General features: G+C 60.5%; 13 protein-coding genes. All 13 read left to right on the forward strand.

What is annotated here, in order from left to right; translation table 11 throughout:
* The first annotated feature begins 7 nt into the window (after positions 1-7).
* The 13 genes from CH305_RS27210 (at position 8) to CH305_RS27270 (ending at position 14,313) form a co-directional block, all read left to right on the forward strand.
* A complete protein-coding gene (locus CH305_RS27210; protein WP_032364998.1) occupies positions 8-631 on the forward strand; it encodes a LysE family translocator in 624 nt (207 codons plus the stop codon).
* A 204-nt stretch (positions 632-835) separates the two neighbouring features.
* Positions 836-2,353, forward strand: a complete 1,518-nt coding sequence (gene argH, locus CH305_RS27215) for an argininosuccinate lyase (protein ID WP_052047792.1) — start codon at positions 836-838, stop codon at positions 2,351-2,353.
* On the forward strand, positions 2,350-3,537 hold the full coding sequence (locus CH305_RS27220) for an argininosuccinate synthase (protein ID WP_015586121.1): 1,188 nt from the start codon (positions 2,350-2,352) through the stop codon (positions 3,535-3,537). Before argH ends, CH305_RS27220 begins: the two co-directional genes overlap by 4 nt.
* Positions 3,534-4,112 carry a formyltransferase family protein gene (locus CH305_RS27225; protein WP_032364999.1) on the forward strand — a complete coding sequence of 193 codons (579 nt, stop codon included), beginning with the start codon at positions 3,534-3,536 and terminating at the stop codon, positions 4,110-4,112. The genes CH305_RS27220 and CH305_RS27225 overlap by 4 nt, the downstream gene beginning before the upstream one ends.
* Positions 4,109-4,933, forward strand: coding sequence for an enoyl-CoA hydratase/isomerase family protein (locus tag CH305_RS27230; RefSeq protein ID WP_052047791.1), 825 nt, complete (start codon positions 4,109-4,111; stop codon positions 4,931-4,933). Before CH305_RS27225 ends, CH305_RS27230 begins: the two co-directional genes overlap by 4 nt.
* Positions 4,934-5,034: 101 nt before the next feature.
* A complete protein-coding gene (locus tag CH305_RS27235) occupies positions 5,035-6,090 on the forward strand; it encodes an asparagine synthase C-terminal domain-containing protein (protein ID WP_033188359.1) in 1,056 nt (351 codons plus the stop codon).
* Positions 6,087-6,830: a TauD/TfdA family dioxygenase gene (locus tag CH305_RS27240; RefSeq protein WP_094705650.1), complete on the forward strand. Its 744-nt coding sequence runs from the start codon at positions 6,087-6,089 to the stop codon at positions 6,828-6,830. Before CH305_RS27235 ends, CH305_RS27240 begins: the two co-directional genes overlap by 4 nt.
* A complete protein-coding gene (locus tag CH305_RS27245; RefSeq protein WP_032365002.1) occupies positions 6,823-8,289 on the forward strand; it encodes a class I adenylate-forming enzyme family protein in 1,467 nt (488 codons plus the stop codon). Before CH305_RS27240 ends, CH305_RS27245 begins: the two co-directional genes overlap by 8 nt.
* Positions 8,290-8,321: 32 nt before the next feature.
* Entirely contained in the window at positions 8,322-9,482 is a 1,161-nt protein-coding gene (gene argJ / locus CH305_RS27250; protein ID WP_032365003.1) for a bifunctional glutamate N-acetyltransferase/amino-acid acetyltransferase ArgJ, read from the forward strand.
* A gap of 874 nt (positions 9,483-10,356) precedes the next feature.
* Complete coding sequence (locus CH305_RS29780) at positions 10,357-10,665, forward strand: helix-turn-helix transcriptional regulator (protein ID WP_368665489.1); 309 nt, start codon at positions 10,357-10,359, stop codon at positions 10,663-10,665.
* A gap of 610 nt (positions 10,666-11,275) precedes the next feature.
* Entirely contained in the window at positions 11,276-12,127 is an 852-nt protein-coding gene (locus CH305_RS27260) for a cyclopropane-fatty-acyl-phospholipid synthase family protein (RefSeq protein ID WP_015586129.1), read from the forward strand.
* 39 nt (positions 12,128-12,166) lie between these two features.
* Complete coding sequence (locus CH305_RS27265) at positions 12,167-13,018, forward strand: cyclopropane-fatty-acyl-phospholipid synthase family protein (protein WP_032365004.1); 852 nt, start codon at positions 12,167-12,169, stop codon at positions 13,016-13,018.
* Positions 13,019-13,113: 95 nt separating this feature from the next.
* Entirely contained in the window at positions 13,114-14,313 is a 1,200-nt protein-coding gene (locus CH305_RS27270; protein WP_015586131.1) for a cytochrome P450, read from the forward strand.
* Positions 14,314-14,325 lie beyond the last annotated feature (12 nt).

Genomic DNA, 14,325 nt, shown 5'->3' on the forward strand with positions numbered 1-14,325 from the left:
TCTTGCCGTGAACAACCCCGTTCTGGCCTATCTCCCCGTCGCTATCGTCTTCGGAATAATCCCAGGTCCTGACGTCATGTTGGCGGTCAAGCACTCGCTTACCGGCGGTGTGCGTCACGGCATCGCCGTAGCTTTGGGTGCGGCGACGGGGTCGATGGCCTGGGGCATCGCTGCGGCCGTGGGGTTGGCGTCCTTGCTCACCAGCGTCCCCGGGGCATTCGACGCGGTACGTATCGCAGGTGCCGCCTACCTGGTGTTTCTAGGAATTCAGAGTATCTGGCAGCGCAAGGGCAGCTTCACCGACGTCGATGCCGCGACTTACAACGCGCACCAGCCGAAGTGGTCGCGAGCGTTCATGACCGGTTTCGTCGCGGACCTGTTGAATCCGAAAATGGGTGCGTTCTACCTGGCGGTGCTGCCGCAGTTCATTCCGCGCGACGGGAACGTTTTCGTTTGGTCCATGCTGCTCATGTCGATCGAGTTCGTGGTGGCGCTGATATGTCTGTCCTCGTACGCACTTCTTGCCTCGTCCGCTCGCCGGTTCTTGGAGAAGGGCCGCTTGGGGGCGTGGCTCGAGCGTGGACTGGGTGTTGTTCTGGTGGGATTCGGCGTCCGGCTGGCCTTCGAGTAAACACCCCCGCCGTCCGAGCCCTTCTCCCTTCGCTCTTTCAACTACTCGACCCGAGCCCGACCTGACTTGATTGTGTAACGACGCCTTGGCCCGGGTCCGCGCCCCGGGCCGTCCAATCCCGCCAGGTCTTGGCTTTGCCGTGCCCTAACCCGAACTTTCCTGTACCGAAACCGAACCATCACGCACACAGAGGGGTACCGATCAATGAGCGAAAAGCTCTGGGGTGGAAGATTCTCCACCGATATCACCGACGATGTACTTCGCTACACAGAGACAGCATCGGTAGACAGCAGAATGCTCGAACACGACCTGTGGCAGAACATCGCTCATGTTCTGATGCTCGGTCGCGCGGGAATCAACACCGAACCCGACACCAAAGCGCTTCTCGCTGGGCTGCTCGACATGGAGAGCAGCCGAGCCGACGGTGGATTGCAGCTCGACGTCCGACAAGAAGATGTGCACCTCAACACCGAATTCATGCTCATCGAACGGATCGGACCCGTCGGCGGCCGCATGCACACCGCACGGTCCCGAAACGATCAGGTGCAGACCGACGCACGCATGGTCACCCGCGAGTGGCTGCTCGATGCCAGCGAAGAACTGCTCATGTTCGTGCAGGATCTGCTCGGGTGCCCCGAGTCGGAACGAGAAGCAGTTCTACCCGGCTACACGCATTCGCAGGCAGCGCAACCGATTTCGGTAGCATTTTGGAAGGCTGCGCACGCACAGGCCTTGCTGCGTGATGCCTCCCGACTGATGGATGCCTGGAAGCGCATCAACATCAATCCGCTCGGCGCGTGTGCGCTCGCCGGAACTACATTCGCCCTGGACCGCGATTACACCTCCCGGCTTCTCGGGTTCGATGCACCGATGGTCAATGCGCTCGATGCGACGTCGACGAGGGACTGGACAGTCGAAGTAGCGGGCGCAGCTGCCAGCGGTGCTGTGAATCTATCTCGCATGCAGGAAGAGATCGTCACCTGGAGCTCGAACGAATACGCTCTCGCCGAAGTGCACGATTCGTTCGCGACCGGTAGCTCGATCATGCCGCAGAAGAAGAATCCGGTGGTTGCAGAACTGGCGCGAGGGAAGTCCGGTCGCGCGGTGGGTGCGCTGGTGCAACTGCTGGTGATGGAGAAGTCGGTCGGTCTCGGGTACAGCTGCGACCTGCAGGAGGACAAACCGGTTTACTGGGGCGCCCTCGATACGTACCTCGACACCATTCGCCTGTGCCGACGCCAGAACCTGCACACCGCGTTCGACGGTGCTCGCGGCAGAGCCCTGTGCTGGGACAACTTCTCGACCGCGACAGAGATCGCCAACATCTTGGTCTCTCGGTTCGACGTTCCTTTCCGCACAGCCCACCGCATCACCGGTGACCTCGTCAACGCCGCCCTCGCAGCCGGTCACACCCTGCGCAACGTCGCGTTCACCACCACTTTCCTCCGCGAGGAACACGACATCGACATCAGTGAGGTCGACATGAAGCAGATATGCGATCCGCTCCACACACTGCGCAGCTACATCTCTGCCGGATCCACCGGACCGACGCGGGTCTCCGAACAGCAGGAGCAAGGCCTGGCCGACGTGACCGACAGACTCGCCGAAATCCGGCAAGCCAGAACCCGCCTCTGGGAGGCGAAGGCGGAATGCCTACGAGCAGCGCGATCCGTCGTCGGCGGCGTGAGCGTGCCCGAACTCGCGATGGAGGTCGGGGTATGAGCATCGTCCTGGCATATTCCGGCGGATTGGACACATCCGTTGCCGTGCACTGGCTCAAAGAGCGCTATCAGACCGAGGTCATCGCGTACTGCGCGAACCTCGGCCAAATCGAGGACCTCGAGGCCGTCTCGAAGCGCGCAACCGCGGCCGGCGCGTCGGAAGTTATCGTCGAAGACGTCCGAGACCTGTTCCTCCACGACTATGCAATCCCGGCTCTCGCCGCCGGCGCTGCATACGAGGGAAAATATCTTCTGGCTGCACCGTTGTCTCGACCGTTGATCGCCGAGCGGCTGGTCAGCATCGCTCGCGAACGCGGTGCATCCGCAGTCGCTCACGGTGCCACGGGCAAGGGAAACGATCAGGTCCGGTTCTACACCTCCGTGCGGGCGTTGGCTCCCGAGCTCGACATCCTCGCACCTGTCATCGATTGGGAAATGACCTCCCGCGGTAGCGAAATTGCCTACGCCGATCGTCACGGTATCGATGTGGGTGTCAGCAAGACGACGCCGTACAGCATCGACACCAATATCTGGGGCACCAGCATCGAGTGCGGGGATCTCGACCTCATCGACCACGCTCCACCGCCCGATGCATGGCAGATCACGACCGCGCCGGTGCAGGCACCGGATCGTCCAACAACGATCACGATCGAGTTCGAAGCAGGCATCCCCGTCGCTCTCGACGGCCGCAAGCTCGACCTGATCGACCTGGTCAGCGAACTCGGGGACACAGCGGCCGCGAACGGTATCGGGCGTACCGAAATTCTCGAGAGCCGCATCGTCGGATTCAAGAGCCGCGGAATCTACGAAGCACCCGCTGCAACAGTTCTTCTCGCTGCACGAACCGATCTCGAAGCACTCGTACTGGACCGAGAGACGCTCCACCACAAGCGGTCCATCGCCGACCAGTACGCAGAGTTGGTCTACTACGGCTACTGGTTCACCGATCTGCGTGCAGCACTCGATGCTTACTGCGCCCGTCTGGCTCACCGCGTGACGGGCACAGTGACCGTCGAGCTGTACAAGGGCTCCGCTCGATGCATCGGCCGGACGTCCCCGAAATACGGCCGATACAGCTCGGCTCTGGCCGATTACGAAGAGGCAGACACCTTTCTACACGAAGCAGGTGCCGGATTCGCGTACTGCTGGGCTCTCCCACTCACCGAAGGAGTTGTCACTCGATGAAAGACACCCGCTCTGTTCTGCTCATCTCCGACGGATCACGGTGGGGCGAACTCGCCCACGACTTTCTCCGCCGCAGATTCGCCGACGTCGACTGGTTTGCCTGGGACTACGGCGATCCAGTAACTCGATCGTTCGATCAGTGGCACGGGTGCGACCTGCTTCTGTCCTTCAAATCGGACTTCATCCTGTCCGAGGCCACACTCGATCGAGTGCGGGAACTGGCCGTGAACTTCCACCCGGCGACCCCGAACTACCGAGGGATCGGCGGATATCGCTACGCGATCGACGACAACCAGACGCAATTCGGGGCCACCTGCCACATCATCACCCCGAAGGTAGATGGCGGTCCGATCATCGCAGTCGACCGATTCGACATCGTCCCAGGCGAATCCGAGACGAGCTTGAGCGAACGCACCGCCGCCGCCGCACTGGCTCAATTCCATCGAATCGTCACCACAATATGCAACGGCACCGCTATCAGCGCCGATCACAGCGAACAATGGGGACAACGTCTCTACACACGCCGCGCCCTCGACGCAGACCGCCGAAAGCGTGGGGAGCTGGTCGAAGCGTGAGAACACTGCACTCACCCTCCGCCACCCACGAGCCCCACGATCGGCCCAGGTCGCCCGAAGCCCATGGCGGTACTGCAGTTCGCAACGGCCCCTTGGCGATCATCGAATTCGACGGTGAAGGACACAACACGTTCTCCACAGACAAGATGCGCGGCATCACCGAGTTGGTCTGGCAGCTAGGGGACACCCCGGATGTCGAGGGGCTGGTTCTGTACGGGGGAGACGGTCGATCCTTCGGTGTCGGCGGTGACTTCAACGAAGTCAAGGACTTCACGGGAGGCTCCGAGGTCAACCGATGGATCGACGCCTGCGTGGACATGTATCGAGCAGTTCTGTCGATCTCGAAACCGACCGTGGCAGTCATCGACAAATACTGCATCGGCATCGGTCTTCAGTTGGCACTGTGCGCCGACTGGCGCATCGGAACGTCGACGTCGGACCTCCGTATGCCCGAGCTCAAGTTGGGTATCTCCTGCATACTCGGAGCTCCGCTCCTGCAACGCCGAGTAGGGCCTGCCGTGGCGAATCGAATGATCATCGGGTGCGATCGATGGCTCGGTACCACCGCACTCTCCGACGGCCTCCTCGATGAACTCGTTGCAGCCCATAGTGACCCGCTCGCTGCAGGATGCACCCGAGCACAGGCACTGGCCGAGTACCAATCGGTGCCGTTTGCCCGCACCAAGGCGTTCGTCAACCACGATCTGCTGCTCGACATGGAACGAGCCCGTATTGCAGCAATAGCCGGCCACCGAGCGGGGTTCGCTGCAGGCGATGCGGCCCAACAGAAGATGCGCACAATTGTCGGAGACAACCCATGACCCCAACCGATCATGGGTGGGTCGTCTTTTCGCACAGCGGCCGCATCCGCCGTGTTGGCGGACATACCGGCCCCGTTCTGAACCGCAACGACGGAACAGTCATGATCACGACGCCGCTGCACGGCGAATGCCGAGTCTTTCTCTCCCGCACCGATGATGCACGGACATGGGCGGTGGGAGCGCAATTCGCGGCGACCGCCGCGAGTGTCGGTCACCGCGCAGGAACCACCACGGCACTTCGCCCCGGGACGACTCTGGTCTGCTCCGCCGACGGAGAGTTGTCGGTGCACCGCGCTGTCCCCCGATCGTCGCCGTCGGGCGGTGTCCCAGGGTGTTCGCTCGAACAGGCCATGGGGTGGCTCGACCATGGATTACGCACTGCAGCAACGGAAATCGCATCGTCGGGTCGTCCCATTCGCTTACTGCTCTCCGGTGGTGTCGACTCCGGACTCCTCGCCTCCTACTTGTGGAGGGCCGGTGCCGACGTCCGTGCACTGACCCTCCGCACACCCTGGGGTGACGAAATCGACGGTGCCTCTCGAACAGCGCGCCACGTCGGTCTGCCGCTCGACGTCATCGACGTCACCGCACAGGAATCGACAGCGGCGATCTACCCGTGCATGCAGCACACTCAATCCGATGATGCAGAAGTCATCACCGTGCATCTGCTGGTGACAGTGGCCTTCGAGTTGGCGCGAGCATGTGGTGCCGACCTCGTGACCGGACTCGGCAGCGATCTGCTCAACGCCGGAAGCGATTTCGGTATGGGCGCAGTCGCCGGCGATCTGAACGAACGTATCGACGACGCCAGCGCATCAGGAATGATGGTGACCGGCCAATTCACCCCAGGGCCGCGCATGTACCACCCGTACTGGAGTCCTGCTCTACTGCACCTTCAACAGAGTGTCCCCGCTCAGCTGAAGACCGTCGACGGCATCGAAAAGTACTACCTCCGCGAGCTCGCGGCCTACCAACTGCCCCGTGAGACTGCGTTCGGGAGAAAAGTCGCAATCCACCAAGGGGCGGGTTTGTCAGCAGGGTTGGACGGCGCGCTCGGAGAACAACTGGCTGCCGTCTGTGCCCAAATCCGGGCACAGACCCTCGATGAGGTCCCTCTGGGAAACCACGATGTTGCGGTCGGCGGTGAGCAGCGGTGACGGCCACCGATCCCGGAGATCTCGCGGCAGTGGCCACCCGGGATGGATTCGCTCTGGTCGGCGACGTCGACTTCGGCAGAAGCGACTTCGAGGTCTTCGTGCAGGGGCTCGGGACTCTCGCCACACATCGGTTCGGCACCGGAAGCGCAGGTCTGCTCGATCTCGACGCAAGCCCGCTACCGGACCGCGTCGTCACCGGGCGCAGTGCCCTGCCTCTGCACACCGACGGCACACTTGTCGGGACCTGTCCCAAATACATTGCGCTGTATTGCAATGCAGTCGATCAGCCCACAGGATCCGGACGCACAGAACTCTGTCTGCAATCGGATCTACTCGATGCAACACTCCCACCGGACCTGAGCACGGTGACCGACGTGGATTGGGAGTACTACGTCACCGACCAATCCCACTTTCCCGACGTCGCGCACCGCTGGCTGTCGATTCCACCTGCAGTGCGATCAGCAACGGGGACAACGCGGTTGAACGTGGCACTCCCGTTCACCGAGGAACGGACCACCCCCGCAGGATGGTCGGTCCGTCTGGCGGGCTCGACCGAAGAAGACAGCCGGGCCGTCTTCGCACGGCTCGACTCCTACCTGCGGGGCAGTACCAGCTTCTACTCGCACGACTGGGCCCCGGGTGATCTTCTCGTCCTCGACAACGAACAGGTTCTGCACTGGCGGACAACGATCGAACCGGGCAGCGTCAGACACTTGTTCCGAGGACAGATCAATGTCTGACGCGCGAGGGTTCCTCGCCGCACTGAACAGCATGCCCCAACAGGATCAGGACGCACTTCACCAGGGACGACGCCATACGACGTTCGGGGAGCTGTCGGCCGCGGCGATGGCATGGCGTGATGCACTGGCACCGGTGATCGACGAAGGCGACGTGGTCGTCGTCGATCATCACCCCGGGGCCGCAGACTTCGTTGCAGCACTACTGGGAACGATGGCCGCCGGCGGCGTGCACCTGGCGAGCCGGACGCGGCATCCAGCATGGGACCGACTGAGCGCACTGGGCCGCCGCTGGCACGCCATTACCGACCACGACATCGACCCCGACCTGCCCGAACTGGCCTCCGTGTTCGATGCAGCAACCCGAAAGCTCCGATACTGCAACCCAACGCGTCAATGCGACGTGACCGAGCACGACACCGTGCGAGGAAGAATCCTCGAAACATCCGGATCGAGTGGTGAGCCGAAATGGGTGTACTGGACCGAGGAATCGCTGTTCGCCGACCGCACCGACTGGTGCCAGCAGCTCGGTCTGACAGCCGACGATGTGATCATCAACATCCACCCCCTCGATTTCGCGCACGGGATGGACGTTCACGTTCTCGCGGGCTTGCTCTCGGGAGCACCCACGGTGCACCTCGACGCCGGTCTCCCGGCCTCTGCCCACGCGAGAGCGATTTGCGACTGGAACGGTACCTATATGAGCGCCCTTCCCTCGCACTACGACGCGATCGCAGCGTCACCGGCGGCATCGGAGCGAATGGGTGAACACCTGACCACCGCACTGACGGGCGGGGCTCTCCTGACGCCGACCACTGCGCGACTGATCCACCAGCGGTGCGGGGTCCACCTACGCAGGCTCTACGGGGCCACCGAGTGCGGCATCATGTGCGCAGATCTGCGGCCACAGTTGCAGAGCGCGGCCGAACTGCGGCCCCTACCCGGGGTGGAGATGCGAGTGCGCCCCATCCACGGAATCGACGCAGATACCTATCGAGTGGGCGAGCCCGAATTCCGCCGAGCGCACCGAGCCGAAGGCTACTGGGGACACCCGGACCGTACACAGAGCGCATTCACGGACGGCTGGTATCGAAGCGGGGACGCGGTGATGGTCCACGACAACGGTGCCATCAACGTCCTGGGCCGCATCGATGACGTATGGACAAACAACCACGGTCAACTCTGTTCGGCAGGCGTCCTGGTCGACGAGATCACCGCACTCGACGAGGTCGACGAGGTCGTCGTCTTCGCCCCAACGGCCACAGGAGCAGACACACCGACGACAGTACTGTGCCGCCTGGCACCCACCGGGGCAGACCTCGGACGAATCCACCTTCGCGTCACCGAAGTGATGAACAGCTGCGGTCTCATCGGAAAGATCACTCTGATGTCCGACTGGCCGAAAACGTCTGTCGGCAAGCCCGACCGGCGCGCATTGCTGGCATGGTGCAGAGCGTCCTGAGTTCGACATCACACGGATCAGAAAGGGCAGACATGAGCGCCGCGTCCCCACAAGGGTTTCACTGCTGGACAACCCATTTAGGACTGGCAGACGAAGGTAAAGACGACTTCTCCATGGTCATCTCCGACAGGCCGTGCACCTCGTCGGTCGTTTTCACGAAGTCACTGTTCGCGGGCCCCTGCGTCACCTTGAGCAAGACCTCGATCGAGCAGACCAGTCCGCGCGGGGTCCTCGTGTTGGCGAAGAACGCCAACGTCGCGACCGGCGCGGAAGGGCTCCGCAACGCCAGCGAGATACGCGCATCCGTCGCACGAACCGTAGGAATCGAACCCGATGCCCTGATAATGGCCTCCACCGGAGTCATCGGAGTGCAATATCCGATGGACACCATCCGCGCCGGACTCGACGGGCTCGGCCAGGGAACACCACTCGACGCGCACGCGGTGGCCCGAGCGATCATGACCACCGACACCCGCGCCAAGGTCTCCGAACGAGCCGTCGGCACCAGCACCATCGTTGGAATCGCGAAGGGCGTCGGGATGATAGAACCGGACATGGCGACCATGCTGTCGTTTGTCTTCACCGACGCCGACGTCCCCCAGGACACGCTCAACCGAATCTTTCGTGACGTTGTCGACCGCACCTACAACTCGGTCTCGATCGACACCGACACCTCCACCAGCGACACAGCGGCGGTCTTCGCCAATGGTGCCGCCGGCCCGGTACCCGATACCGAGTTCGAGCAGGCTCTCGAGGAAGTGTGCACGGATCTGGTGAAAATGATTGCCAGCGACGGCGAAGGTGCGACCAAGCTGATCGTCACTACGGTCTCGGGTGCATCGAGCGAGCGCCAAGCGCGCGTGGTCGGGAAGTCGATCATCAACTCTCCCTTGGTCAAGACGATGATCCACGGTGAAGACCCCAACTGGGGTCGAGTTCTCATGGCTATCGGAAAATGTAGCAACGAGGTGGACATAGAACCCGACAGAATCCGAGTCGCATTCGCGGACATCGATGTGTATCCGAGCTCGTCACTCGACCAGCACGACACCGTCGAGGTGGTTCGTGAACACCTTGCAACTGCCACCGTCGAGATCAACGTAGACCTCGGAATCGGCACCGACACCTGGAGAGTGTTCGGTTGCGACCTCACCGATGAATACATTCGAATAAACGCGGACTACACCACATAGAGATCACTCCAATCACTTCACCAACAGGCCGCAGTAACGTGGAGTGGGCATCCGGCCTCGACGCCTCGACCTGTCGAAGCCGTTACAGCACGTCGCCTGTGGCCGTTGATGTTGCCGGTTCTGCCGGACTCTGGACATGAGCAAATTAAAGACCGAACACGATTCGCGCCGGGGGGCGAAAATGGCTGCAACCGATAGAGAACCTTCAAAAAGGTTCCGAGACAATGCCCATAACGACCGCAATGCCACAACTCTGATCAAAACTTCCGACCACGCATCTAGCGAAGAGCGTAGTCACGAGCTGTACACCGTGTACGGAACCGCGTGTCACGCGCCTGAACGACAGTGTATGACACGACTCACTGCGCGAATAGTCGATGGGGACAGCTTAGCGTCGATTCGGTGCGGACCAGGAGAAATTACTCGTCGACAGGTTGATCTCGAAGCCGATCCACGATTCTCCGTGAGGATTCAATACGTCTTATCGGGCGAAGTAATTCTGTCGCAGAACGGCGTCCAAATATCGCTGAAGAGTGGAGGCATTGGCCTATACTATAGCGATTACAGTTATACAATGACTGTAACCCGTGCCAGCTGTTTAGCGGTAGTCACGTTACGGCAGAGGGTGGGCTCAAGAGAAGACTTCGACGCCGCCTCGGGTCGAGGTCTTCGCGTTGTGCCAAACGCTGAAGGTACGGGGAAAATACTCTCAGATACTTTACATTCTACTTCGAGAGAAATTGGAATGCTGAACACGTTCACGGCTCATAATGTCATCTCAGCCGTTCGATTACTGGCGTGGGAAGGAATGCACCCGCCCCATGGCCACGCACCGCCTGACCAGCAATCCGGCCTCGTAGCGACGGCGCGCTTGATGATCGAGAAGAATCTTTCTGATCCCACGCTCAATCCCGACCTACTCGCGCGCAAACTACATGTATCGGTTCGTCAGCTGCATCGCGCTTTCGAGCGAGAGGAGCGAACTCTGTCCGCTTATATAGCATATGAGCGCATTGAAAGGTGCGCTGCCGATTTGATCGACCCAAGCTTACAACAGATACCGATAGGCGACATCAGTGCGCGGTGGGGGCTTAGTGACCAGTCGAGACTTTCTCGGCTATTTCGCGAGTTGAAGGGTTGCTCGCCTTCGGAATTCAGAAGGTTTTACGCGGAACCCAGCTAATTCGAGAACACATCCACCGATCAATTCCGAGTGGTCAAGACCGGAACGAAGGTTCTCGTACCGGCGCGCCGCGTCGACGTGATCGAACTCGCTGGGCAACAAGTACACGACCGGGTGACGGATTCATCAAGACAAAATTCTTGACCTTGCTCGAGGTAGTGACGGTCCGGCTATCCGTCCACGGTAGCTACCACGCAACTCCGTCACGTCCGCGCGCACTCGCGCCGATCGGGGCATCGCCTTCACGGCATAAGACGATTGATCTGCGGGTTCTCGCGGTAGACGTGGCTGTAGTCGTTGTCGACTTTGGAGGGCCCGACTCCGAGGACTTGATCGTTGGCCGGTTGCGGCTTCCATGGTCTCCTCACGGCCGGCGCAGATGGGTGCCTACCTGCACTGGACCCCGTAGGGGACTTCGACCCCACTTGTCGCACGGTGCCAAAGTTTTGTCGCTTCGCGACGAAGAGCTGTGGAGGTATTTCCGCAATTAATTTCGATAAGTAGCGTCGAAGACATCATCAAGTCGCCGACCTTGCAGGTCGCAATGGTTCATTCGACATGTCGACTTGAGATACAGAAATGATGGGGAGAACCGAAGAAGGAGACTGTGATGATCTCGGCAGATCAATATGCGCGCGATAGCTATGAACGTGAGTTGAAAGCTCACTGGGACGCTAAAACAACCGATGACATCAATCTCCTACTGGGCGCTGATGATGATCTTTACCACCATCACTACGCGATTGGCGATTTCGACCGCTCTATTCTGGATTCCGTAGGTGAGGAGCGAGAGAACGCGATTTTGCGAGAGTTGCATCGAATGGAGAATGATCAAGTCGGACTGATCCTCGACGCCCTCGGTCCTTTGCCGCCCAACTCTCGCGGCATGGATGCCGGGTCAGGTCGCGGGGGAACATCTTTTCGTCTCGCTGGAGCGACGGAGAGCCGAATCGACGGCGTCAATTTTTGCGAACATCACGTCGCGTTCGCCGAGCAGATCGCACGCAAACGCGGTTGGGATAGCCGCGTTCAATTCCACCTCGGGAACATGCTGCAGGCACCATTTCCTGATCACACTTTCGATTTCGTGGTCTCAAACGAGACGACGATGTACGCCGACGCGTACGAAGCAATGGCCGAGTTCTCCCGCCTACTGCGACGGGGCGGTCGCTACGTAATGACCACCTGGTGCCGCAACGACGCAGTCGACCCACGCTCGGACGCGACAAGGCAGATCGATGAACATTACGTATGCCGAATGCACCGCCGAAGCACTTACTTCAAGGCCTTCGCGGCAAACGGCCTGATTCCGTACCGCGTGGCTCAGTACACACACGAAGCTATGCCGTACTGGGAGCTACGCAACAACAGCAAACTCCGCACCGGCGTTGAGGATGCGTTCCTCAGCGGCTACAGCGACGGTTCACTGAACTACCTAGTGATTGCGGCCGAACGCATCTGAGACATCCACCCGGAAACCACAAACTTGAAGGAGCCTGAAATGCCGAACCTCGACGTGGCAGTCCTCGGCCAGCATGACGTACAGCAGCGCCGCTACTGGGATGCCAAAAAATCCGACGATATCAACCTGCTGCTGGGCACTGAAGACGGCTTGTACCACCACCACTACGGAATCGGTGACTACGATCACTCTGTACTCGCTGCACCTGCGGAGCTGCGGGAGTCACTGATCCTGCGCGAACTTCACCGGATGGAGTCGCTGGAAATCAACCTTATCGTCGATGCATTAGGGGAGGTCTCACCGAGCTCTCGTGTCATGGACGCGGGATCGGGGCGAGGCGGAACGACCTTCACAATCGCTGATCGATTCGGCTGCCGGGTAGACGGGGTGAACTACTGCGCTCACCATGTCGAGTTCGCAGAGAAGTTGGCCCGTGAACGCGGGAGCTCGGACCGTGTGCAATTCCACTTCGCAAACATGGTTCAGGCCCCCTTCGAGGACAACACCTTCGATTACATCGTCTCCAACGAAACCACGATGTGTGTCGACCTAGGGGAGGCGTTCACCGAGTTCGCCCGGTTGCTGCGCCCCGGCGGCCGCTATGTCGCAGTCACCTGGTGCCGCAACGACGTAGTTGCTGAGCGTTCCGAGGCATCACGGTTGATCGACGAAGAATATCAGTGCGCTATGCACACCCGCAGTACTTATTTCCAAACTCTGGCAGCAAATGGTCTGGTGCCGTATCACGTTCAGCGATACACCGACGAAGCCATCCCGTACTGGGACCTGCGCAACCAGGCAGCGTTGCGCACAGGTGTCGAGGAACCATTCCTCCAGGGCTTCCGCGAACGCAGCATCGACTACTTGGTTATCGCGTGCGAGCGTCTGTAGCGGTGGCCTGAGATATCCGAGTTATCCACGCGCCAGCGATCCTCGGCATCGGCGCGCCACTTCGTCCTTCTACAAACAATCGAAGGGATTCCGGTATGGCCGGAACGGCTGATTTACCTTTAGAAATGCGACGCAACGGCCTGAACCCGACCGAAGAGCTCGCCCAGGTCCGTGACCGCGACGGTGTTATCCCAGTAGGAGAACTCTACGGGGCCCCGGCTTTTCTCGTCTGCCGTTACGAAGACGTCCGGCGAATCTTCGCAGACTCAAACCGGTTCAGCAACGCCCACACGCCAATGTTCGCAATACCCAGCGGCGGCGATGTGATTGAAGATGAACTAGCCGCCATGCGCGCCGGTAACCTCATCGGACTCGATCCCCCCGACCACACCCGCTTGCGTCATATCCTTGCTGCGGAGTTCTCAGTGCACCGGCTCAGTCGCCTGCAGCCGCGCATCGCAGAGATAGTGGACAGTGCATTGGATGGTCTCGAGCAAGCCGGGCAACCCGCCGACCTTATGGACCGTTACGCGCTACCAGTCTCTTTGCTCGTACTGTGTGAGCTGTTGGGAGTGCCCTATGCCGATCGCGACGAATTGCGAGATCGAACAGCACGCCTCCTGGATCTGTCGGCATCTGCAGAACAACGAGCGGTTGCCCAGCGAGAAGACCGTCGATACATGGCCACCCTGGTTACCCGTGCGCAGGAACAACCCGGTGACGACTTGTTGGGAATTCTGGCGCGCAAGATTGGCGACAACCTCAGCACCGACGAACTTATCAGCATCATCAGTCTGATCATGCTCGGTGGACACGAGACCACAGCAAGCATGATCGGCCTCAGTGTACTGGCCCTTTTGCATCACCCGGAACAAGCCGCCATGATGATCGAGGACCCGAACTGCGTCAATTCCGGAATTGAGGAATTATTGCGGTGGTTGTCGGTCGCCCATTCGCAGCCACCGCGCATGGCAGTAACCGAGGTGCAAATCGCCGGGGTGACCATTCCGGCAGGATCTTTCGTCATCCCGTCCCTATTGGCCGCTAATCGCGACAGCAATCTGACGGACAGACCCGACGACCTCGATATCACCAGGGGAGTAGCCGGTCACCTCGCCTTCGGGCATGGCGTCCATTTCTGTCTTGGGCATTCACTCGCTCGGATGACCCTGCGCACGGCCGTGCCGGCGGTACTGAGGCGCTTTCCCGACCTAGCCCTCTCACCCTCGCACGACGTTCGGCTCCGCTCCGCCAGCATTGTTCTCGGCCTCGAAGAACTACAGCTGACGTGGTGAGAAGCGAGCGGT

Origin of the sequence: Rhodococcus sp. 15-649-2-2 (genome assembly GCF_002258645.1) — a bacterium.
Taxonomy (GTDB): domain Bacteria; phylum Actinomycetota; class Actinomycetes; order Mycobacteriales; family Mycobacteriaceae; genus Rhodococcoides.